Here is a 24,962-nt window from a genome sequence, read left to right on the forward strand (position 1 = left end):
TTTTGAAGTTTTCGTTGTAACGTACTGACATAGCGATGTCCTCCTTGGTTTGAATAATATTATAATATATTATTCGAACAAGTTGTTACAAATTTACTATATCACTACAAACAGTGGAGGCCGAACAATATGTCAATTTTGGCAGACCAAAAGATTTAAGGTTTGGAACCGGAGATTTTTCGATTATGTTCTGGTACAAGTCAGACGGAAATGATCCGGCTGAAGTTTCAGTTATAAGTAATAAAAACTGGAATACCGGATCCAATCCTGGATTTACAATTGGAGACATGCGAAACGGCATGACATTAAATTTTACTGGAAAAGGTCAGAAACGGCAGGATACCGGGCGAATCAGTGCAGCGACGGACAATACATGGCATCATATAGCTGCCACTTATGACCGTGACGGAAACATGATCCTGTATGTAGACGGAAAGAATACGGCATCTGTCAACATAAGTAAACAAAAGGGAGCAGACATTGATGTTTATGATCTCATCCTGGGCGCTGATGGAATGAAAAGGCAGGGTGTGACAGATTCATGGATAGATGAACTCTATATATACCGCAGCGTTCTTTCACAAAAGGAGATTCAGGATTACAATGCACCTTTTGTTCTTCAAAATCTGATAGCTGAATATGAAGGGATTATAGAAAATTCTACAGCTGCACAGGAAAAGATCGATGCTTTCCGCGATGCTGTTTCTTCTGTAAAACAGGAAGCACAAGGAGTGGAGGATCTTCAGAAAATAGAGGAACTCACTGCCAGACTAAAAGAAGCTTTTGATGATTTTATGCGTCCAGAGAAAGGCATTATGAGCTTTGAAGTTATCAGTGATGTGCATGTTGCAAGCTCAAACCCGAATCATACCAATGCGGCGCAGTTCCGGGATATGCTCTCAGATGTGCAGCAGGATTATCCTGATACAGCAGTCGTACTCAATTGTGGAGATTTTACGGAAAACGGATCGGAACAACAGGCGGATATTTATTTTGATATCCTGAATGAATACGACCAGTTTCCGTATATGACGGCACTTGGAAACCATGATGTAAGATGGAGATCTGGATGGAGTGAGATCAAGGAGCGATATCTTCGGTTAAATGGAAAATATATGGGGGACAATGAAGGCAACGTATATTACGATCAGTGGATCAATGGGTATCATTTTATCGTCCTGAACACGGAATGGGATATCAAAGACCGCGCCTACATTTCACCTGAGCAGCTTGAGTGGCTGGATGCTACTATGGCTGAAGGAGCTTTGGAAGGAAAACCTATTTTCGTTGTTCTTCATCAGCCTTTAAATGATACGTTTAATATGAGCGATGTTTACCCTGTAGGAGAGCAGGATTTTGCATTGAAAGAAGTTCTGCGCAAATATCCTCAGACAGTGATGTTTACGGGCCATGTACATAATGGAATGGGAGAACTGGAAATCATGCAGACGGATTGCGGTACTCTTGTGGACGTCCCTTCCCTGCGTTCTAATAATCAGGGTGACAGCCAGGGACAGATTGGTTACCATGTGACTGTATATGAGGATAAGATTCAGCTGAATCTGCGGGATTACCGGGATGATGAATGGGTCCTTGAAAATACATATACAATCCCTCTGGATCCGTCGACTTATCCTACAGGCAAGGTGTTGGATGTGACGTTTGACGGAGAAGATGCATCAGATAAATCCGGGTATGAAAATCATGGTATTTTGAAGGGCAGTCCGGAATTTGTGGAAGGTATGAATGGCGGCAAGGCGATTCACATCGTTAATTCCGAAAAAGCCAAGCAGTATGTTGATTTTGGAGATATCGAACAGATTAATTTTGGAACCGATGATTTTACAGTCATGTTCCAGTATAAAGAAGGGATATCCGAACAGGGATGTATTATTGGAAATAAGGAACTTGGAGCAGAAAAACCAGGATTCGCAATAAGCAAAGGAGATGAGAAATCTGGGCTGAATCTGGAATTCAGTGCACAGGAAGGAACCCTGTCAGAAATAGAGAACAGTGATGGGGAAGACAGCGGAGAATGGCATGCGGCAGCTGTTACAGTTGATCGCTTGGGTGATATGATTCTTTATATAGACGGAGAAGAGGCAGGCCGCCAGACCATAAATGGGCAGGAAAACGGAACGGAAGAGTCAGAACTTAATCTGATCCTCGGAGCAGATGGTCTTCTGAAAAACTGTGCTCAGGATATCTATATAGATAATCTAAAAATTTATAAGGATGTACTGGGACCAGACGAAATCGGAAGTACATGGAATCCATACAAAGTCAGTGCCGGGGAAACAGATGTAACGATCTCATGGGATATCTCGGAGGATGACAGTACGGAACCTGCATACCTTGTGATCAATGAAGAAAAAGTCGCTGATATTGCATCAGGCGAAACCGAGAAAACGATTTCCGGGCTTACACCGGGAGAGACCTATACAATCGCTCTGGTGACGCACGAAAAATCACGTCCAAACAATTACAGAGATGTTTTCCCGTTTGTAGTGACTACTGAGGCGAAAGTTCAGCAGCCTGTTTCAACAGCAATCTTGGAATATGCGATCGAACTTGCCAAAACTGCGGATACGGATGGTGTTGTGCAATCAGTTATAGACAAATTCAATACAATTCTTGCCAATGCCAATACAATTCTTGAGAGGGCTTTGGAAGGAGATTCATCTATAACACAGGAGAAAGTGGATGAAAGCTGGAAGGAACTGGTAGAGATTATGCAGTATCTTTCCTTTAAACAGGGTGATAAGACAGATCTTAACAAAGTCATTGAATTAGCGCAAACGCTGGATCTTAGTAAATATTTGTCAGAAGGGCAGGATAGGTTTACAGCAGCACTTGAAAATGCAAAAGGGGTTTCTGCAAATAAAGATGCCATGCAGGAAGAAGTGGATCAGACATGGAAAGAGCTGTTATCTGCAATGAGTGAGCTGAGAGTGAAACCGGATAAGAGCGCGCTGGAGAATCTGATCAGTCAGGCAGAGAACATTGATACGGCAAACTATACAAAAGAGAGTGGGCAGGTATTTCATAAGGCACTTGCACAGGCAATCAAGGTATATCAAAATGCGGAGGCTGATCAACAAGACGTAGATAATGCTGTACGGACATTGAAAGCAGCAGAAGATAGTCTGGTTGCAAAAGCAGACGGAGATCAACAAGAGGAGAAATCCGGCATCAGTACAGGAAACAGCAGCAATGTAACTAAAAACAGCGAAACAAAGAACAGCGGTGTCAGATCCGCAAAGACTGGTGACAAGACCCAGGCAGGAGCATTGGCTCTTGTAATGCTTTTGAGTGTATTCGCAGTTGCCAGGACTAGAAAAGAAAGGAATATGTAAACAACATGACAAAAAAAAAGCGGACGATGTAAAAAATATGCAAGAGTGCTGCTTGCAGTTATTTTGATAGTCCTGACATCTTTTACTTCCATACCATTTGATGTGTTGGCCGTAAAACAGGGCAGCAGTGGGCAATTAAAATCAGCCGAATGTTTTGCGGAATGGAACATGGATGAGGGTCAGGGAACAGCGATTTACGATGAATACGGCAATTATGATGGCACATTAAAAGGGAAAGTGGATTGGGCTGATGGCATTAAAGGCAAGGCGCTTTCTTTTGAAGGAGGATATGTAGACCTTGGCATCCCGGACCTGAAAGGGGAATGGACTATGGCCCTATGGGTGAAAAAGGGGACGAATACACATACCAATTCCGTTCTGATAGGTGGGAAATCAGCTGAATTAAAACTGGAACAGTACAATAAAACAAAAAAACTGGGAATCACAGTTGTTGGAAAAAAGGATTATACTTTTGATTATGTTCTGCCAGAAGGTGAATGGTATCATTTGGCATTTGTGTCTGACTCCTCGGGAACCAGTCTTTATGTAAATGGAGAACATGCGGGCAGCATACCAGTTGCGATTGATGGTCCGGCCTATCGGCTTGGAGCGGCAGAAAGTTCTGACGAGACAAGTAAAGGAAATATGAGGGCTGTCCTGGATGAGGTCAAAATATATAAGGAAGCATTGACTGCAGAACAGATCAAAGATATCTTTGAGGGAAATGTTACCGATTATACGAAAGAGGATCTTTTTGGGCTGTTAGAACAGACACAAAATTATGTGAAAGAAGATTATACAGAGAAAAGCTGGAATACATTTGCAGAAACTGTTGCCAAAGCAAATGAAGTCATCGCAGATGACAATGCAGCCCAGGCGGATATAAACCGTGCTTATAAACAATTAAAATCCTCCATTGAAAAACTCATCGAAACTGTAGGTGAAAATGAAATTCATATCGGAACGTTCAATATTGCGGCAAACCGAAAACCAGATATTGAAACCATGAGAACGGTCATGGAAGAGAAACAAATAGAAATTGCAGGGATTCAGGAAGTAGATATGTTTACGGGAAGAAACAATTACGATATGCTTCAGAAATTTGTAGACGGTGGCTACTACAGTAATGCATACTTCCAGAAATCCATTGATTACAGCGGTGGTGAATATGGAAATGGAACTTTATCAATCTATCCGTTTTCTGATACAGGAGGAGCTTTATTGCCGGCTACTGAAGGAATAGAAGGGCGCTCTTATTCGAGGGTGATCCTTGAAAAAAACGGCCGTCAGATTGCTTTCTATAATACACACCTCTCGTATGAGAATTACGAATCGAGGAGTGAGCAGATTAAGACTATTTTAGCAGTCATGGATAAAGATCCTACTCCGTATAAAATTCTTACAGGTGATTTTAATACTAATGTTTCCAGATCAGAATTCTATCCGTTTTTGCGAAACTACAATATTGCGAACGGAAAAGATAATGTTTGGTATGATACTGTGAAAAACGAAGATTCCGGCAGTGCGAAATCACTGTGTATTGACAATATCATTACGACCCGCAACATCAAGGTCAACAAAGTAGATATGTATGAAAGTGAACTGTCGGATCACAATCTGTTCTATGCAGAGTGTGAATTTCTGGATGAAGAACAGCCGTCATTCCAGCTCCTTGATATCCGGGTTGATGAAGCATCTGATTACGATGAAGAAAAATATACACCGGCAAGTTATGCAAAACTTCAAAAAGCAATGGAAGATGCAAAACAACTGTCTAGTCAGGCATCACAGGCTGAAATCAATGCCGCAGTCGATGCTCTTGAATCAGCAATGGAAGGACTGGAAAGGATTCCGGGCGAACAAACAGCTCAGCCGTCTCCGGAAGAGCTGAGGGAAGAGTACGAATATTACGATGTACTAAGCGATGAATTTAACGGAAGTGTCAGCGATATGTGGCTGATGGACTATATGCCATGGTGGAGTGACACAGCAAAAAGGGAGCAGAGCGGAACGAAAACAAGATACCGTTTTATTGATGCAGACAGTGCGGATAATAAAAGTTTACAGATATATGTAAACGGCAACAATGTGATGGACAGTGAGAACTTCCAGCCATACTATCTGGAAAAATTATCAGGTCCATCCAGCCTCGAACCAAGAGAGCGGTATCTGGCGGATACCAGTCAGAAAAACAGTTTGAACAGTAAGTTTGCGGGATTCATGGCAGGATCCAAGGATTACCTCAATACATACCGGGGACAGAATGCGCCGATTGAAAATCATTCAACCTATAAAGATTCCGGAGCAACTACATACGGATATTTTGAAACAAGAGTCAAATTCATGTCCATAAAGAGAGGCCAGGGGATTGCGCCTGCATTCTGGTTTATCGGGATGCAGGATGAGGCGGATGAATTAGGAGAAGTAGATGTATTTGAGATTATCGATAACCATACATTGGATTTTACGATTCATCCAAAAGGAGATCCGGATATTAAGAAGGTTACAAAAAGGATAACATTTGACGAAGATCTTTCAAAAGAATATCATACGTATGGTGTTTTATGGGATGAAACAGGATTCAGCCTGTATGTGGATGGAGAATTTATTTATAAACATGATCAAAAGATTGATTACAGAATGATCCCGATCTTCTCTATTAATCATCATGAAAACGGGTGGATCGGAAGCGTTGATAATCAGAATCTTCCGGAAGAAAGAACAATGGATATTGATTATTATCGTGTATTCAAAAAGTCCGGGACAGATCCTGAACAAGACAAAGCAGATCTTCCGGATATGGAAGAGGGAAATAATGTATCAAAGGCAGCGTATATATCTTTGTTCGGATTAACAGGAGTAGAAGCAGATGAAACACCAATGCAGTGGCTGAACGATATGGACACAAAGAACACGGTTCTAAGCGGCAAAAACGATGCAGTGGGCAATCCTATCAAAACATCTGTTTTACCGCAATACTTGAATATTGAGTGGAAAACACCGGCAGTGTTTAATACGATCATACTTCATGCCCAGAATGCCTTGTCAACGGCGCCGACCCTGATAGATGTCGAGGTGTCAGAGGATGGTACAAAGTGGAATCCAATACTGCAGGATGTCAGACTGGAATGGAAAACAGATTCCCAGGTTGCAGAATCGCAGAAAATCGTTTTGCCAAAGACACAGAAGGATAACTTGCATACCCGTATTGTCATCAAAGAGGCTAATATGAAAAATGGTCAGTTTGGTCTTTGCGAAGTGGAAATTGGAGAAAATATCGAGGCAATGGAGCCGGAATATCTGCCTCTTCCGGATGCTGTATTGGATACGGAGGCGATAAAGAATTCCGAGTTTACTACATGGGAAATGGAGGATTCTTTAACTTCTGAAAATGGAATGAAAATATCCATGGAAGAAGGCACCGCGTCATATACGGACAGCGTGGAAGGAAACGGAAAGGCATTAAAGATTGACGGAAATACGCAGGTGGTGAAAGCACCTTTAAAAAACAGTGAAGGCCAGCAGCTGAAAGGTGATGAAGACTTTACGTTAAGTATGTGGATTAATCCAACATATGTCAGCAAAAAGACCGGAAACAGTAAAGATCAGATTATCCTTGCCCAGCAGACAGGAACGAGCGGCGGCCGTCCATGGATGTTTTTATATGAAGGAACATTGGGAACTTATATCGGAAATGTAAATACATTTGGAAAAATTAAGGTGCAGAAAGATACCTGGCAGCATGTAGCAGTGACATTTAAAGTAACAGATAAGGAAAAGAAACAGGCAGAAGTTTGTTTATATGTAAATGGGAAAGCAGATACAAGTGCGACAGTCACATATGAAACAGACAGCCTGGCAAATCCGGAGCTGCTGCTTGGAAGACACAAAAACATGAAAAAAGGACAGTACCAGGGGGCAATGGACGAAATAACATTGCTGAAACGGGCATTGACTGAAGAGGAAATGGCTGCATTATATGAAGCAGACGGAAAGGTTGACCATATAAGCAATAAGATTTATGATGCAACTTCTGTAACAAAATTACCGGTTATATCAGGAAAAGCAGGAGAGCTGCAGCAGACAGACCTGGATTTTGCTGAGAAGATAAGCGTTGTATTTGAAGATCTGTATACAGAGGATCTTCCGGTAATCTGGAATCAGGAGGAGATTGACAAGATTGATCTCAACAAGCCAGGCACCTATACTATCCACGGTATTTTGGATATGTCCGGATATCAGAATATAAGCAATACAAAAAATCTTTTTGCCGAACAGCAAGTGGAGATTAAAGAGCAGGTGAGTCTGGCCCAACTGGCAGCAGTTCTGGACAGAGTCAATGCAGTAAAACAGGAGGAATATACGGAAACAAGCTTTGATAAGTTTATCGCGGCATGTGAAAGCGTTCAGACGCAGGAAACATTGCTTATTATAGGAAAATACCCTGAATTTTCTGTGCCTGAAACAGTACCGGAATATGCAACACAGGATCTTGTAGATAAAATGGTATCAGATATAGAAAAGGCATTTGATCTTCTGGTCAAAAAGGACGGGCAGTCTAAGATTTCCACAGCTGTTCTGGAATATGCATTGGAGCTGGCCAAAAAGGCAGACACAGAAGGGGTATTGGCATCCGTAGTTGACAAATTCAACGCAGCAGTGGAATCAGGTCAGGCACTCCTTGACAGAGTTCAGGCAGGGGATACAGCTATAACTCAGGAAATGGCGGACAATGCATGGCAGGAGATCATCAATATGATGCAGTATTTGTCCTTCAAACAGGGAGACAAGACAGACCTTGCAAAAGTGATCGCTCTGGCAGATGAGATGAACGCTCATATTTCTTCTTATCTGGAAGAAGGCAAAGATGCGTTTGTGAAAGCGCTTGCAGATGCAAAAGAAGTGCAGGCAGACGGCAATGCAATGCAGGAAGAAGTCAATGAGGCATGGAAGGATCTTCTGACAGCAATGGCAGGTCTTCAGAAAATCCCGGACAAGACAGCATTGGAAGAACTGTTGAATAAGGCAAAAGGGCTTAATGAGGCTGACTATGAGACAGCAAGCTTTGGGGCATTTGCCAGGGCGCTTGCTGATGCAAAAGCAGTCTATGAAGACGAGCAGGCTACAACGGCAGAAGTAAACGCAGCAGCAAAAGAGCTTGAAGGAGCAATCGCAAAACTGGCACCTGCAAAACAGACAAAAGAAAATACTGTAGTAAATGCAGGAAACCAGGCAGGCTCCGACGATAAGGCAGTGTCCGCAGATAAGAAAGATGCAGACACAACAAACAGGACAGCGGAAAAATCTGTCAAGACAGGCGATGTGGCGAATACAGCAGCAGTAGCAGCAGTGATGTTTGCAGCAGCAATGACAGTAGTTATGGTTTATACTAAGAAAAAAGAAGGACGTTAAGCTCTAAGTTAACAGTTGGGCGTATCTTACGAAGAAAATGAAATTTTTTGTAAGATACGCCCTCTTTTTCTTTATCTGCATTCGCACAGATCATGAAAGATTTCCTGATACTGTCTGGAGAAAATACTGTCTCTGCGCCAGATAAAACTAAAATTGTGGCAGATCTGGCAGTCGCTAAGAGGAATCTCCCGCAAAGATCCTTCTTTTAATTCATTGGCTACAGCTGCATGGTATAAAAATGTGATGCCAAGACCGTTTAAGATAAGAGACTTGAGTGCAGAAATACTCCCCACTTCTGTTGTATGGTGGAATTCATCCAAAGAGAGATTTCTCTCATCCAGTGCTTTTTCCAGAACTTCTCTTGTGCCGGAACCAGGTTCCCTTAAGATGAGCGGCTCCTCCAGAAGATCTGCAATACAGAGTGGTTCCCTGCCGATTGCAAACTGATATCCCGCTTTGCAGACCGCAATGTATTTTTCGATGGAATACGTCAGATAATCGTATTCATCCTTGTCAAAATACCCTTCAATGATGGCAAAATCAATGTCCCCTGATGTAATCTTGTCCAGCAGATCATGGGTGTTGGAGACGATCATTTTGATGTTTGTTTCCGGATGTTTCTTTCTGTAATGGACCAGATAATCCGGCATGACAAAAGCGCCGACAGTCAAAGTGGCACCAAAGGTCAGAGTCGGATGATGGGTTTCGATTGCCTGAAGTTTTTCCATCAGATAAATCTGGTCGTGTTTCATCGTTGTCACTGCTTTTAGAAGGACCTTTCCGGCTTCTGTCAAAAACATTTTCTTTCCCTGGAAGGAAAACAGTTTTACACGGTAATGTTCCTCAAGAAAGTGGATGTGCTGTGAAACCGCAGGCTGTGTGATATGCAGCGTCTCCGCAGCTTTTGTATAGTTCATATGTCTGCACACTTCCAAAAAAGTATTTACACGAAAATCCAGCATAATTCCTCTCCTCTATGTTTGTATATTCCTCGCATTCTATTATGCATTACATTGTACCATAAATATATCTGATAATAATATAAAAATATATAATTTTATTTAATGATAAAAAATTAGTATATTGTGGAAAGAATAAAAAGAAGTGGAGGAATCTAGTATGAAAAATATGAAAGAAAACAGTATGGGCATTTTATTCTGCCTGGCAATCGCCATTCCTGCATGGTTTTTAGGCAAATGGTTTCCGATTGCAGGAGGTCCGGTGTTCGCCATTCTCATAGGAATGTGCCTTGCAATGCTGATCAAAAAGACGGATTGTCTGCAGCCGGGAGTGAAATATACATCAAAAAAGATTTTGCAGTATGCGGTTATTTTGCTTGGATTTGGCATGAACCTGTCCGATATTTTGGCAAAGGGGAAACAGTCACTGCCAATCATCATTGTGACGATATCCACATCCCTTATCATTTCCTTTGTTATCTATAAAACTATGCATATGCCGGCGAAAATTTCCACGCTTGTGGGAGTTGGGTCCTGCATTTGCGGGGGCTCTGCAATTGCAGCCACAGCGCCGGTCATTGACGCGGATGACGAGGAGATCGCGCAGTCCATATCCGTTATCTTTCTGTTCAATGTCATTGCAGCCATCATTTTCCCTGCGCTTGGGACAATCCTTGGGCTGTCAAATGAAGGATTCGGACTTTTTGCAGGAACCGCTATCAACGATACATCGTCTGTGACTGCAGCAGCCGCGGCATGGGACCAAATTCATGGCAGCGCCACTCTGGACGCAGCAACGATCGTAAAACTGACAAGAACACTTGCGATCATTCCGATCACACTTGTTTTGGCGATGTGGCAGATGAGAAAGGCCAAAAAAGGCGGGACACAGGCAGGAGGAACATTCAGCCTAAAGAAGATCTTTCCGTTTTTTATTTTGTTTTTTGTACTTGCCTCAGTGATCACCACGGTATTTTCCCTGCCGTCCTCAGTGACAGCTCCGCTGAAAGATCTGAGTAAGTTTTTTATCGTGATGGCAATGGGCGCGATTGGATTTAACACAAATATCGTAAAGCTTATCCGCACAGGAGGAAAGCCGATATTTATGGGGCTTTGCTGCTGGATCGGCATTGCTGCGGCAAGTCTTCTGATGCAGCAGATACTTGGAATATGGTAAAGATAAAAGTTATCTGTTATAATCAGCTACAGAAGACAAAAAAGGAGGAAGATAGTATATGCCATTTATAGGTGCAAAGGTTACAGTATCTGTTGACAAACAAAAGGAAGAGAAACTGAAAAAAAGACTGGGCGAGGCTATTTCCACTATTCCCGGAAAATCCGAGAACTGGCTGATGGTTGGAATTGAAGACAATTATAAGCTGTATTTTCGGGGAGATCAGGATGGTGAGAGCGCGTTTGTGGAAGTAAAAATTTTTGGAAGTTCAACGGATGATGTGTACGAAAAATTAACTGCAGTTATCTGTGAAATTTTGGAAGACGAGCTCGGCATTGCAAAAGACAGGACTTATATAAAATATGAAGAAATCCAACACTGGGGATGGAATGGGACAAATTTCTAGAAACTTCTATTCATTTTGACAAGCAGTGCGGGAATATAGTATGGTAAAAAGTGCAGAGGTTTTGTATGAAATTTCTGAAGAAACATGGTGTTATTGTGGCTGCAGCATTGATCGTTGTTGTGGCTGCAGCCTACTATATTCCAGGGGCAGTCCGCGTGACAAGCAATGTCAATGGAAAAGAACTTCCTATTTATTCTGTTGAGACAGATAAAAAGCAGGTGGCGCTTTCGTTTGATGCAGCGTGGGGAAATGAAGACACAGAGATCATTTTGGATATTTTGAAAAAATACAATCTGCACGTAACCTTTTTTATGACCGGAGGGTGGGTGGAGTCCTACCCGGAGGACGTAAAGAAGATTTATGAGGCAGGACATGATCTTGGAAATCACAGTGAAAACCACAAAAATATGTCCCAGTTGTCGGATGAAGAGCAGAAAGAAGAATTGATGACCGTACATAATAAGGTCAAAAAGCTGACGGGATGCGATATGTTTCTCTTTCGGCCGCCGTACGGGGATTACAATGACAGTGTGGTTTTAAATGCACAGGAATGCGGATATTATCCAATCCAATGGTCTGTTGACAGCTTGGACTGGAAAGACTATGGCGCGGACAGCATTATCGACACAGTGGTGAACCATAAGGAGCTCAAAAACGGGGCGATCATTTTATGCCACAATGGCGCCAAATATACAAAAGACGCGCTGGAGACAATGATCCAGAAAATCCTGGAAAAGGGATATGAGATTGTACCGATATCAAAATTGATCTATCGGGAAAATTACCATATGGATGTAACGGGGCGGCAGATTGCGGACCAGTAGGGAAAGCGGATGCCGAAATCCCATATATTAAGGAGAAAAGTATGATAAGAAAATTAGAAAAAAAGGACAGAGAAGAATATTTGAAGATGGCCCATGAATTTTATCATTCACCGGCAGTTCTTCATCCGATACCGGATTCTTATATGGAAAAAACATTTGATGAATGTGTAAATGACAGCGTTTATGCGGAAGGGTATGTTTTTTTGGAGGAAGAGCAATATGTCGGATATGCGCTCGTCTCCAAAACATACTCCCAGGAAGCAGGAGGATATGTATACTGGCTTGAGGAACTGTATATCAGGGAGGCATTCCGAAGCAAAGGGCTTGGAAGGCAGTTTTTTGTAATGATGGAAGAAGAGAAGAAAGGGGCATCAAGGTTCCGGCTGGAGGTTGAAGAGGACAATGAAAAGGCAATTGCTCTTTATAAACGCCTTGGTTATAAAACGCTGAATTATACGCAGATGGTAAAAGATTTTTAATATACACGGAAAAGACAAAGGAGAAGACAGACATGAGATTTACAAAGATGCAGGGGCTTGGAAATGACTATGTTTATGTGAATGGTTTTACAGAGCATGTAAAAGACCATGCCCAAATGGCAAAGTTTGTCAGTGATCGCCATTTTGGCATTGGTTCTGACGGCTTGATTTTTATCAATCCAAGCAAAGTGGCTGATTTTGAGATGGAGATGTACAATGCGGACGGCTCCAGAGGAAAGATGTGCGGAAATGGAATCCGCTGTGTTGCCAAATATGTATATGATTACGGGTTGACAGATAAGACAACGATTTCTGTGGAGACGCTTGGAGGGATCAAATATCTGGATTTAAGCGTGGAGGACGGAAAGGTAGTGTCTGTCCGCGTGGATATGGGAGAGCCGGTTTTAAAACCAGAGGAAATCCCGGTCAGGGCAGAAGGGGACACAGTCGTGTCTAAGCCGCTGGAAGTAAACGGTAAAACGTATCTTATGACAGCTGTGTCTATGGGAAATCCTCATTCCGTCATCTATGTGGATGATGTAAAAGGACTGGACCTGGAAAAGATGGGTCCGGATTTTGAAAATCATGAGGTATTCCCGGACAGAGTCAATACAGAGTTTGCAAAAGTTATCGACAGACATACGGTCGAGATGCGTGTATGGGAGCGTGGTTCAGGGGAAACACTTGCATGCGGAACCGGAGCGTGTGCGGTTGCAGTGGCAAGTATTTTAAATGGATACACGGACAGGGAAGTTACCGTAAAACTGCTTGGAGGAGATCTTTTTATTGAGTGGGATGAAAAGACAAACAAAGTCTATATGACAGGACCTGCACAAGTAGTGTTTGATGGAGAACTCAAGTGTGATGAGAGTGGGAACTGTTAAGGAAGAAAACTGTGTTGATGCTGCCGGAATCTCCGGATATTGAAGGAGTTTTTGCGGCAGCAAAAAAAATTAAAAAAATTTGGAAAAAAGGGTTGCAATTTTTTTATTCTTTGTTATAATAATACTTGCGCTGAGGAACTTACGAAAAAGTCAAAGAGATAATGCGGATTGGTGTAATGGCAGCACAGCAGACTCTGACTCTGTTAGTAGAGGTTCGAGTCCTCTATCCGTAGTTTTAAGCGCATCGGAGTGTGGCTCAGCTTGGTAGAGCGCTACGTTCGGGACGTAGAGGTCGCGTGTTCGAATCACGTCACTCCGATTTTTTGTTGAGAGACCGCAAAGCATTGATTATGGGCTTTGCGGTTTTTTCGTTTTACTTGTGCACCGGAAAAGTAAGGGATGAGACTGACAAATGCAAAGCTGTAGAGGTATGTGACAAACCATAGGCATACTGGATAGAGCAATCTATCTGGTATGCCTATTTTTTTCGGCTGTCGGCTTGTTGTATTTTGAGCTGTATTTGGAGGGGAGTGAATCGATGTTCGAGATACTTTTTATAGATATTACAAAAGTTCATCCCTATCGCTTGGAATATATCTGCAGATATTCTGCACATCACAATGTAGGATACGGCAAAGATCATTAATTGTGGTTGTGTTTAAAGGCTTATTTTTACGGAGTTTATCTATAGTAGAACTAGAGATATGATAGGTGTTGATCAAAGTATATGTTGATTCTTTCGATGTCTTTAATGTTTGCCAGAATGGGCTATAGTCAATCATGCCGCACCTCCTGTATGTTTACAGAATAGTATGTAGTTGTTTTATTGACTATAGTCGTTAAAAAGACTATAATTATATTATGTTACAAGGAGAAAAGAGTCGATGCAAGATACCAAAAATCCAGATGAAAAATTCTGGGAATTTATATTCGGAGATGACTTAGACTTTTACGAAGATTTTATTATTAATCTATCTGATGAAGAACAAAAAACGTTCTTTGCGGACAATCCTGATTTTATGATGGATTTTTCGGTGAGTCGGGACAAGATATTTCTGTTGAGAGATCCGGTATATAGGGGAATCTTGCATAAAATTCAAATGTATGAGAGAGGGAAAAAGATGGAAAAGAGTTATAACTGTAGCAATTCTATAAGTTGAAAATTCGTCTTAACGTATGGTTAAAATCCATTCAACAATGAGAAATAAAATAGTTTACATAATTAATGTAGATTACCTGGGGTACTGTGACAGGCTGTCTTAGCTTTTGACGGTCAGGAACACAGAAAACTATAGTCTGAGCTTTAGAAAAACAAGAATCACAAAAGGCTGACAGTATACATGTGAGTATGCTATCAGCCTATTTTTTACTGAATCAGTGTATCAGCTTGACAAAAAATATCGCAAAAAAGACCTTAAAAACATTAAAAAACTGATAAATATTAATATGTATATTTATTGACGATATTATCTGAATATGTTATTCTTGATTCAAAGAAAATAATTTGTGCAATTTTTTAAATTATGAATATTAAATAGAATTATAACTTAGTGATAAAAGCTAAAAAATCAAAAAATAATGTGGCAAGTTTTGAGTTATGCACAAATTTGAATATGATGTTTACTGCGGAGGCGTGCAAAGTGGAGGCCCCCTCATGAATGAGGGGGAGTTGATACCGGCTTGCCCACTTTGTTCTTACAGAAAATCGAATATGAGATCAATTTATATTAAAATGAATGGCTAAATCGCATTGATATTTTTACATAAGTGAGATTTGGAAAGAAAGGAGGAAGGAGTGGTATCTTCAAGATTATTTTAATATCAGCTGCGATTATTAGACTGATCAGAGGTATGAAAAGTGACTGAAATGAGCTTTCTGATAAGTCCACATAGATGAGAAAATATTTGTGTTAAAAACTGGGAAAGGAGAAAAAGATTGGATTTTGTAAATCCGATACTGGGGTAAACGATGGGAAAAAAGTTAAAAAAAATAGTTATCTTGCCGTTGATAATATGTATGTTGCTGAACGTTGTTGTATTGCCGATAAAAGCTGTAGAGTCGGCAACCGGATTGCTTACGTCAGATTTACTGAAGAGATTTACTGTCGCAAAAACGGTCAATGGGTTTAATGAGAAAAGTAAATTGTGCGACGGTCTTATCACCGAAGGTTCCCGAATGAGTTCAGGAGTTGATTCGGCGGGTGAATATTACTTTGTGTCGCACTTTAATAATGGAAACGACGCTACGACTCAAAAAGTAAAAACTGTTGTGATTGACTGGTATGCAAAAAACTTTGATTATTATCTCGTAAAGCAGCACACTGGAAAATGGGAATCCAACGATGATGCATGCAGAGTCTATACAGATTTGAGTCAGTCATCGAATCAGGAACAGTTTACCATAAAGCGTGGGGCGTATCATGATACGATTATATTTAATGAGCCGGTAGATGTGAGAAAGCTCAGTATTATGGTGCCGCAGTCTGCCTTTCATTCATCAGCGACAAACGTGTTTGGCGAAACAATAACAAATATGAATTATATTTCAATGACGGAATATCAAATATACGGGGAAGGCGAAATACCTGAATTAACACCGCAGCAAGTGGCATATGAGATCGACCTGCAGAATATGACTGTTGAGACAACGGAAAATAAAGTAACATTACCTTCTGCTTATGATGAAATATTGGAAGGATATGATATTACATATCATTGTTCCGACAATACTGTGATCGACGAACAGGGGAATATCTTTACACCGGAAAATAACCGATACCTGACTTTGTCATTGACCTTGACGAAAAATAGCAGCAGTGTCAATACGAGGGAATTTTCTATTTATGTTAAAGGAACAAGCGGGGAAGACAGTCTGGAATTCCGTCAGAATCTTGCCAGAAAAAAAGGAGTAACCGCTGTAGCCAGTTCCGAGGAGGTTGTAGGTGCGAATAAGACATTATCGTCTTCATTGGCGATTGACGGTGTGATCGACAATGACCACCGGTGGGCATCTCAGAATAATGCGGGAACAGATCCGCTACCTGAAGAATGGCTTCAGATAGATTTGGGAGAAATTCAGAAAGTAGAGCAGATTGTTCTTCACTGGCAGCGCCCGAATATTATAAACTATCGTGTTGAGGTCAGCAGTGACGGTCAGGTTTATTCTACGGTCTATGAGGGCACGGAGAAACTGACGGCTGATACATTAAAGACAGTTATTAATTTGGAAAGTGAAATGCAGCAATTAAGATATGTCAGGATATCCAGCGGTGAATATGATGATACAAAACCTGACGGATCTAAGGGAGGATATACGGCTGTATCGCTTTTAGAGGTGCAGCTGTTTGATAATAAAAATGAAAGTTATCCTGAAATATCGGACGTTGAAACAGCGAGAGCGTTTGTTGAGGACAACAGTACAAAAGGCGGAGTCATAGGTCTTGATCAGGACAGACTGAACTATATTGATCTGGAAAAGTACGGATATGATGTAGAAGTCTGCGCAGATTACGAACAAGTATTGGGAAAAGATGGAGAAGTGTACCGCCCATTGACAGATACGACAGTCAAATACATATATAAAGTAAGCGATGGATTTGAAAAAAGCGAATCAGCTGAATATGTGCTCAACATAGCAGGACAGCATCAGGATGCGGGTATAAATGCAAAACCTAATGTCATTCCTGAACTGGCACAATGGTACGGCGCTACAGGGGAATTCCAGATGACGGAACAGTCTCGGATTATTTATAACGAGGATGAGCTGGAAAGAGTGGCACTGGCAATGCAGCAGGATTTGTGTGAACTGAAAGGAATTGAGCTGGAAGTAGTCAAAGGCGAAAGTCCTAAAGCAGGTGATTTCGTATTTGGGTTGGCAGGAGAAGATTCCGGTCTGGGCAAAGAAGGATATGAGATGAATATTGCGGACTCTGTGAAGGTGAACGCTGTGGCAGAAACAGGTGCATATTATGCTACACGCTCTATATTGCAGATTCTTGTTCAAACGGACGATAATGTAATAGCAAAAGGGCTTGTTCGGGATTATCCGAAATATCAGATCCGCGGGTTTATGATGGATGTGGCAAGGAAACCGATTCAGCTGGAGACTGTGGAGCAGATTTCTAAAGCTATGGCTTGGTATAAACTGAATGATTTCCAGATCCATCTAAATGATAATTATGCAAAAATGGAAAAACATCTGGAAAACCCAAATCAAATTGAATTTACTCAGGAAGAGTTGGAGGCGTTAATGGATGAAGTCTATTCCGCGTTCCGGCTGGAGTCAAACGAAGAAGGGTTGACTAGCACAGATCTTTTCTATACGAAAGAGGAGTTTAAGAATTTGTATGATGAGGCAAATGCTATGGGGATTAATATTGTCCCTGAAATAGATGTACCTAGTCACTCCTTGGCATTTATCAAAAATCACAGAGATTTTTACTATAAGGGGACCATACACGGAAAGCCAAGCGCAGACCGGATTGCCATGCTGGATGTGACGGACGAAAGGGTTGTTGAATATATCAAAGGAGTTTTTGCTGAATTTATAGACGACGGAACATTTAAAGGAAATGTTGTAAATATAGGATCAGATGAATTCTATGGATCAAATGAAGATTACCGGAAATTTGTGGATGAAATGCTGCGATATATTAAAATAGACAAAGGACGTACTCCGAGAGTCTGGGGCAGCTTAACGAATAAAAGGGGCAGCACAGAAGTCTACAGTGATGGCGTTCAGATGAATATATGGAATACTTCCTGGGCAAATCCGACAAAGATGCTGGAAGAAGGATATAATCTGATTAACATGAATGATGTCGAACTCTATATTGTAGCCGGAGGTAATTATTATCACGATTATTTGGATAATGAATATATTTACAATACTTTTGAGCCAAATCGATTTAAAAATGTTGCTACTATTCCTGCAGGAAATGAGCAAATGCTGGGCGCAAGTTTTGCGCTGTGGAACGACGGGATTGATCTGTCCTCAAATGGTGTCAATGAATTTGAAATTAATCAGCGTATACTGAAAGCGCTGCCTGCAGTATCGGCAAAAATGTGGGGTGACGGCGGAGACAGTAAAGATTTGACTTATGATGAGTTTGAACAGTTAAGTCAGGTGATCGGGGAGGATATCCCGGGAGCGAATCTTCTTAGTGAAATCGACAGTGTAACCGATAAAGTAGTGGACTATGATTTTGACCATGGATCCTTGAAAGACGAATCCGGAAATGGGTACGATATTGTATCTGAGGAGAATGTAACTTTAGCAGATGATGTTCTAGAGTTAAAAGGCGGTAAAAGTTTTGTTTCAACAAATCTGACAGATTTAGGACCTGTAAATCATTTAAGTGTATCTGTTTACAGGGATGAAGACAGCGATGACAGTGAGCAGATATTATTAGAATCCGATCAAGGTACGATTAAAGCAGTACAAAAGGAAACCTTACAAAAGGATGGAACAACTGTTAAAGGAAAAGTTGGTTATTCTAGAGAAGGATATGATTATTCGTTTGATTATGAACTGCCGAAAGGACAATGGGTAGATCTGGAAATTGTTTGTGACCAGCAATCTGTAAGGCTTTTTGTAGACGGCGAATTGACGGATACAAAGCCGATTAAACAGATGCTGCCGAATCATAAAACAGATACCAATATTCATGATACAAGCAAATATCGCTTGGAGGACTATCCTACTTTGGTATTGCCTTTGGCAAAAATCGGAAGCGAGGAACATGCATTTATAGGTAAAATTAATAATTTTAAAGTATATAATAAGGCTGTGTCAGATATTGATTATCAGAATCTGCTGAAATATATAGAGTCTTTAGATGAAGAAGACTATAGCAGTAATTCATGGGATAATTTACTGAAAGTTTTAGAAGAAAATCAAATCATTGTTAGTGACACAACCACACAAAAGGAAATCAATATCGCTGTAGAAAATATTGAAAATGCAATAGCTGCACTGGAGTCAGGCGAACCTGAGAAAATTTCCACAGCAGTTCTGGAATATGCGATCAGCCTCGCAGAAACTGCAAACACAGACGGAGTGATCACCACTGTTGCAGAGAACTTTGAACAGGCGCTTGCAACTGCAGAAGAAGTGCTTGATCTTGTACAGGCTGGAGATACTTCTGTGACACAGGCAGATGTGGACGCAGCATGGCAGAACCTGATCAAGGCTATGCAGTTCCTGGAATTCAAACAGGGAGACAAGACAGATCTTGAAAAAGTGATCGTACTTGCAGAAACAATGGAAAAAGATCTGGATTCCTACCTGGATGCAGGAAAAGCAGCATTCCAGAAAGCGCTGGACGAGGCAAGAGAAGTCTATGCAGACGGAGATGCAATGCAGGATGAAGTAGACAGTTCCTGGAAAGCATTGATGGATGCAATGGCAAATATGCAGCTGAAACCGGATAAAGGCAGACTGGAAGAACTGATCCTGAAAGCATCCATGTTCAATGAAACAGATTATGAGGCTGAATCTTATGCAGCAATGCGCACAGCACTTGCAGATGCACAGGCAGTTTTCGCAGACAGCCAGGCAACAGCAGAAGAAGTACAGGCAGCAGAGACAGCACTGGAAGGAGCAATTGCAAAACTGACACCTGCAAGCAAAGCAGCAGAAGAGAGCAAAGACATTGTTGTGAACGCAGGATCAACAGATAATAACGGAACAACAGATTCCGGCAATACATCCAGTGGAAATGCGGCAAATACAGGAAGTACAGCAAAATCTGCTAAGACCGGAGACGCAGCAAATGCAGCATTACCGGCAGCAGCAGGAATTCTTGCGGCAGCAGCGGCAGTATTCATCTGGAGAAAAAGAAAATAAGAGAAACTGTGTATTCAAAAATAGCAGATACATAAGGAAACAAAAGGGCATCGTCCAACCAGCTGTTTTGCTGGTTGGACGATGCCTTTTGCTTTTTATGTATTTTTTAAGATTAGTCTAGTGTTTTAAGTAAATCCATTATTCTTTGACGAGTTTCTTCATGGCTGTAAGCAAGTGAGCTATTTTCAAGGCTTTCCATGTAATCATAAAATGATTCTCCAATACTACTTTCCGAAATATAAAATCCGAGAAAAGTTTGATCTTTGTTGAGGAAACAAAGAAAAAAGGAATAATCAGAAAAAACTTCATAGTAGACATTTTTGGCAATTAACGGTTGATTTTTTAACATAGTGTAACGATTTTTTTTGAAACTAACATCAAGAAAATGTTGTAACATCCTTTTGCGTGTTTCTACAGGAAAGAAAGCGGATAAATATGAGTATGGCCCTGATAACTTTCCTGTATTTACAAAGTGTAGCAAGCCATCCAAAGTGAAATAATTGTGGAAAGAGACTGGAAGATGATAGTGTTCCCGAAAATCATGCATTAATGTTTCCAAAGAGGAAGTATAGGTATCTGGAGCAGCAGCTTTAAAAATATCCAAATCATAAATCAGAGAATGCGGGCATGGCTGAGATTCTAGAATAAATGAACAAGGTTGCTTTTCTTTGGCCAATTGACTATAGAAATTTATAACTTCTGTAGGAGTCTTGGCTACAAATAAAAAAGGATCTGCCATATGAAAATATTTTTTAAATTCTTCATGGTATTTAGCTATGGTGCAAGGTTCGTATAATATTTGAAAATCATAGAAATCAGCAGAAAGCAAAAAAACACAATCTTTAGAAATTATATAGTATGGATAAAGAAGACCACATAGTTGTAGTTGTGAATCTTTGCAGTAAAAGAAAGCTGGATGATAATGTTCATATTGTGTTAATGCAAAAGAAATCACACATAGTAATGTTTCGAGATTAGAGTTGACATTATCGCAGACAGCTGGATTTTGGCAAATAGGAAAAAGATGATAAACATTAAATTGCTTATGATATTTTTCGGCAAGTTTTAATAAAATTCGACAAAATCCAAGACAGTCTGGAGGAAGATTGGTGTAAAGAAAAGGTATTTCATTAGAGTTATTTATCAATTCCTCAAGAAAGTTATGAATTGCAGATGCCGCGTTTTCAGATAGCAAATGGAGATTTTCATTTGCTAAAGGAATAGAAAAATTATTGTTGGCATTTGATGACGCAAATTGTTCTAAAATCAGTTGAATATATTTCCGGTTGTAATAAGCTGTTTTTCCGATGCGTTCCTGCTCGTAAAGTTCCATGAGTTGCGCTTTTTCTGTTGGAGAAATGCGCAGATGAGAACAGAATTTTGCAAAGAAGTCCGGTTTAGGTAATCGAGTACCTGACAACATCCTCTGCAGAGAGGTTTGATTTAAATTAAAAGTATTAGAAAATTGATACTTTGTCATGCCAGTATCGTGCAGGTATTTTTGGCATGTTTCACTGAAATTAGACATACGGTACCTCCTCAAAATGATTTTGTTCTGGCATTATTGTAATATGGCAAAATAGGATATTACAAGCAATAACGTGAAAAAGGCAGAGCATAATAAAGAGCATATATTGAAAGGAGATAAATAAAAATGTAAAATTTGAGAAAATATCAGAAAATAAAAGGAAGTGGGACAAAATGAGAAATTATTTTAGGGGGAATTTTAGGGAGAATAGATGTAGGACTATAAGTGAGCTGGAAGGGCAATTAAAGGAAATCTATGATCAGGCAGATGAAACATATGAAAACCGTGTGAATAATATGCATGACCAAAATATGAAAAAATATCAAGAATTTTTGAAAGAAGTTAATCGAATAATGGAGGAACTAGGAAATGACAGTGGGGAAGAAAAACTGGCAAATCTGGTCAGAGGAAATATTTATCTCAGGATGGGGCAAAGTCAGAGTGATGTTTTAAAAGAGTCAGATATTTATTATCAAAATGCGGCGGAGTGTTTGGAAATAGCGTTAAAAAAGGAAAATGTGTCTGAAGATGATGAAGGGGAGTTGAATTTACTTATAAAATTGAATTTAGGAAAATACTTTCGTAACATTGGACAGAATGGATCAAAAGAGCATTTTAAATCTGCGTTGGATTATTTTAGCGAGGTTAAAGAACAATGTAAGGATAAGGGTAAAAGATGGAGAAAGCATCTCTGTATTGACGCAAGTGTAAATATGGGACGTGCGTATGAAGGTCTTTATGAATTTGAAAGTGCTAATGGAAAATATAACCTAATTATCGGCGAGTATGAGAAGGAAAAAGACGAGTGGAATAAAATGGGGTTTAAAGGTTATTATATACAAGCTAAAATTAGAAAGGGGCTTGTTTATCGAAAACAAAGAGAATATGAACAGGCAGAAGAAGCGTTTCAAGAAGTACTAAAATCAGACCCTAATAATGTGGATGCTAAAAATAATTTGGTTGTATGTCATCGCAAACTGGAAAAAAGAATTGATAATAATGATAAAAAAATTATAGAGGAGTATTTTGGGAAAAATCGGTTTGCAACTGTGAACTATTTGAAGTGGGCGATTAAAAACAAACCAGACGAAGAGGAGATATGTGAAATTACAAAAAATATGCTGGATAAACATTATGGCAGTGTAGAAGAGATAATTGAGGATATGTTAAAAGAAAATCCAAAAGACAGGGAATTACAATTGATTCAAATGTTGCAGTTCAAGGAAAAAAGGGAATACGAAAAAGCAATTGAAGTAGGGCAAAATATATATGAAAATATGCCATTTATTAGAAGGGGGACTATTAGCTTAAAAGCTTATTTTAATATGGCACAATGTTTGATGGAACAGAAAAAATTTCATCGTGCAAAGAAAATTTTGACAGATATTCTAGATGAATGTAGCGAAGATATACTGGCACAAATAGAAATAGCGCGATGTGAGATGTGTATGAGAGAATTTCAAAAAGCCAGTGAAAAGTATAAGGCTGTGAAAGGAAAAGAGGAGTTTAGAAAGCTTAGCAAAAAAGATAAAATAAATTTATTAAATGATTTAAGTATGTGCTACTTAAGGATGGGAGAAGCAGAAAATATAAAAGAAGCAGGAAATACAGTGGACGAGGTTTTGAGAATAAGATCAAAAAACAGGAAAGCTTTGTATATAAAAGCTCTTTGTTGCAGTAAAAGTGATGAAAAATTAAAAGAGGCTATACAATATTTTGAAAGTGCTAAACCACAAGGTTGTACGGAGCTATATCTGGAATCAGATTTAATCAGTTGTAGATATGCTCTTTGGAAAAAAGATAAAAAACAAAATATGAACCAGATTGAGGCTATAAATAGACAATTAAAACTTGTGCAAAAAACGCCTTGCTCCTTGGAAACCTGTGCAGAATTAAGTGAGTTATTAGATGACTTGGAAGAAATGGAAGAAACAATAGAGCTTTGGAAAGATTTATGTTCAGCAATATCCGGAATCAATTTGATAGAAAAAGAGGAGGGGTATACATATTTTTCGAGCTTACAGAAAAAGAAAAAATTTATAAAGTTAGAAGCAGAGAAAAGGGGGAAGATTTTAAAAGAACTATTTGGCTTATTTAAGGAAATTAAGGAAATAAAGGGGTTATGTAGAATTACGAATATATATGAAGATGAGGAGGAGATAAAAGCCGAGGAAATTAATGGGAAAAAACCGGCGCACTATACAAGTTTAAATACATTGAAAATATTATTACCAAAAGACGATGAAAAAGAAGAAAAATTGCGCCTTTGGAATACTGCTTATATGAATGATCCATTTGAAGGAGAACTTTTCATTAAAATGTTGAAAAAAGGATTTGAGTCTGAAAAAGATGCGCAGACAATACTTCAAAAGTATTTTTTGCACTTACAAAACAATACAGCGTCTGATCAGTCGCAAGAGAATAAACCGGGGTTGGCACCAGTGAATGGCAACGTATATATTTTGAGTTTTTCAGAAGAACATGATGGAATTCAAATGTGGACGAATTATACAAAGCATGCAAAGGGAGTTTGCCTTGTTTTTGAAGATGATTTTTGGGATGTCAGAAAAAAGCAAGGGAACGAGAACAATCGCTCTGTGTATTCTGATTCAGATTATCCACTTTATAAAGTACAATATCTTAAAATGAAAGAATATACAGACAGTGAATCTGGAAGTGATATTTCCCCAATAAAGGAATGTATACAAAAAGCATGTAAATATTTATCAGAACTGGAGAAAACTTTTCAGGATGAAGAGATAAAGCCAAAATGCCAAGATATTATACGAACGGTTGTAACAGATATGTTAAATGAGGTCAGATTTCTTTTTAAGGATCCGGAATATAAACACGAAAAGGAACTGCGGATGATTCGTCAATCTTATAATCCACAGATTGAAATGGATGTATATAAGATACCGAGACTCTATATTGAAGTAGAAAAGGAAGTTCGATTCAATGAAGTAAGATTGGGACCAGCCTATTCAGAAACAGAAATCAATGAAATTGTTTCATGGTTATATGCGACGGGAAAGGTAAAGAGAGTTGTCCGCTCAGAACGACATTATAGGTAATAGCTTGAGAACGTTTCAA

The 24,962-nt window shown here is 39.8% G+C and carries 13 protein-coding genes and 2 tRNA genes; 12 read left to right on the forward strand and 3 right to left on the reverse strand.

The features are described 5' to 3' along the window. Positions 1-113: 113 nt before the first annotated feature. Positions 114-3,356: a LamG-like jellyroll fold domain-containing protein gene (locus B5F18_RS08415; protein WP_087157234.1), complete on the forward strand. Its 3,243-nt coding sequence runs from the start codon at positions 114-116 to the stop codon at positions 3,354-3,356. Between the two features lie 45 nt (positions 3,357-3,401). Beyond that, positions 3,402-8,768: a LamG-like jellyroll fold domain-containing protein gene (locus B5F18_RS08420; RefSeq protein WP_087157235.1), complete on the forward strand. Its 5,367-nt coding sequence runs from the start codon at positions 3,402-3,404 to the stop codon at positions 8,766-8,768. 71 nt (positions 8,769-8,839) lie between these two features. Here B5F18_RS08420 and B5F18_RS08425 read toward each other — a convergent pair whose 3' ends face one another. After that, a complete protein-coding gene (locus tag B5F18_RS08425; RefSeq protein ID WP_087157236.1) occupies positions 8,840-9,730 on the reverse strand; it encodes a LysR family transcriptional regulator in 891 nt (296 codons plus the stop codon). Positions 9,731-9,887: 157 nt separating this feature from the next. Here B5F18_RS08425 and B5F18_RS08430 point away from each other — a divergent pair, with 157 nt between their 5' ends. From B5F18_RS08430 to B5F18_RS08460, 7 genes are all read left to right on the forward strand, one after another. Further along, complete coding sequence (locus B5F18_RS08430; RefSeq protein ID WP_087157237.1) at positions 9,888-10,904, forward strand: YeiH family protein; 1,017 nt, start codon at positions 9,888-9,890, stop codon at positions 10,902-10,904. Between the two features lie 58 nt (positions 10,905-10,962). Beyond that, on the forward strand, positions 10,963-11,307 hold the full coding sequence (locus B5F18_RS08435; RefSeq protein ID WP_087157238.1) for a phenylpyruvate tautomerase MIF-related protein: 345 nt from the start codon (positions 10,963-10,965) through the stop codon (positions 11,305-11,307). Between the two features lie 65 nt (positions 11,308-11,372). After that, the gene (locus B5F18_RS08440; RefSeq protein ID WP_087157239.1) at positions 11,373-12,131 is read left to right on the forward strand and encodes a polysaccharide deacetylase family protein; all 759 of its coding nucleotides are present in this window, start codon (positions 11,373-11,375) and stop codon (positions 12,129-12,131) included. A gap of 41 nt (positions 12,132-12,172) precedes the next feature. Beyond that, positions 12,173-12,610, forward strand: a complete 438-nt coding sequence (locus B5F18_RS08445; RefSeq protein ID WP_087157240.1) for a GNAT family N-acetyltransferase — start codon at positions 12,173-12,175, stop codon at positions 12,608-12,610. A 32-nt stretch (positions 12,611-12,642) separates the two neighbouring features. After that, the gene (dapF, locus tag B5F18_RS08450; protein ID WP_087157241.1) at positions 12,643-13,494 is read left to right on the forward strand and encodes a diaminopimelate epimerase; all 852 of its coding nucleotides are present in this window, start codon (positions 12,643-12,645) and stop codon (positions 13,492-13,494) included. Positions 13,495-13,656: 162 nt separating this feature from the next. Then, positions 13,657-13,727 (forward strand) — tRNA-Gln (locus tag B5F18_RS08455). 12 nt (positions 13,728-13,739) lie between these two features. Beyond that, positions 13,740-13,813, forward strand: a tRNA-Pro gene (locus tag B5F18_RS08460). Between the two features lie 244 nt (positions 13,814-14,057). On the opposite strand, the gene B5F18_RS12995 is transcribed toward B5F18_RS08460, so the two are convergent. After that, positions 14,058-14,276 carry a helix-turn-helix domain-containing protein gene (locus B5F18_RS12995; RefSeq protein ID WP_087157242.1) on the reverse strand — a complete coding sequence of 73 codons (219 nt, stop codon included), beginning with the start codon at positions 14,274-14,276 and terminating at the stop codon, positions 14,058-14,060. A gap of 102 nt (positions 14,277-14,378) precedes the next feature. Here B5F18_RS12995 and B5F18_RS08470 point away from each other — a divergent pair, with 102 nt between their 5' ends. Together B5F18_RS08470 and B5F18_RS08475 are read left to right on the forward strand one after the other, a co-directional pair. Continuing rightward, the gene (locus B5F18_RS08470) at positions 14,379-14,654 is read left to right on the forward strand and encodes a hypothetical protein (protein WP_087157243.1); all 276 of its coding nucleotides are present in this window, start codon (positions 14,379-14,381) and stop codon (positions 14,652-14,654) included. Positions 14,655-15,463: 809 nt separating this feature from the next. Further along, positions 15,464-20,341, forward strand: coding sequence for a family 20 glycosylhydrolase (locus B5F18_RS08475; protein WP_087157244.1), 4,878 nt, complete (start codon positions 15,464-15,466; stop codon positions 20,339-20,341). Between the two features lie 112 nt (positions 20,342-20,453). Here the strand turns inward: B5F18_RS08475 and B5F18_RS08480 are convergent, their stop codons facing one another. Continuing rightward, positions 20,454-21,869 carry a hypothetical protein gene (locus B5F18_RS08480; protein WP_087157245.1) on the reverse strand — a complete coding sequence of 472 codons (1,416 nt, stop codon included), beginning with the start codon at positions 21,867-21,869 and terminating at the stop codon, positions 20,454-20,456. Between the two features lie 173 nt (positions 21,870-22,042). Between B5F18_RS08480 and B5F18_RS08485 the strand changes: the two genes are divergently transcribed. Next, a complete protein-coding gene (locus B5F18_RS08485; RefSeq protein ID WP_087157246.1) occupies positions 22,043-24,943 on the forward strand; it encodes a tetratricopeptide repeat protein in 2,901 nt (966 codons plus the stop codon). Positions 24,944-24,962: the final 19 nt, after the last annotated feature.

The organism is Lachnoclostridium sp. An181, from assembly GCF_002160325.1.
Classification (GTDB): Bacteria; Bacillota; Clostridia; order Lachnospirales; family Lachnospiraceae; genus An181.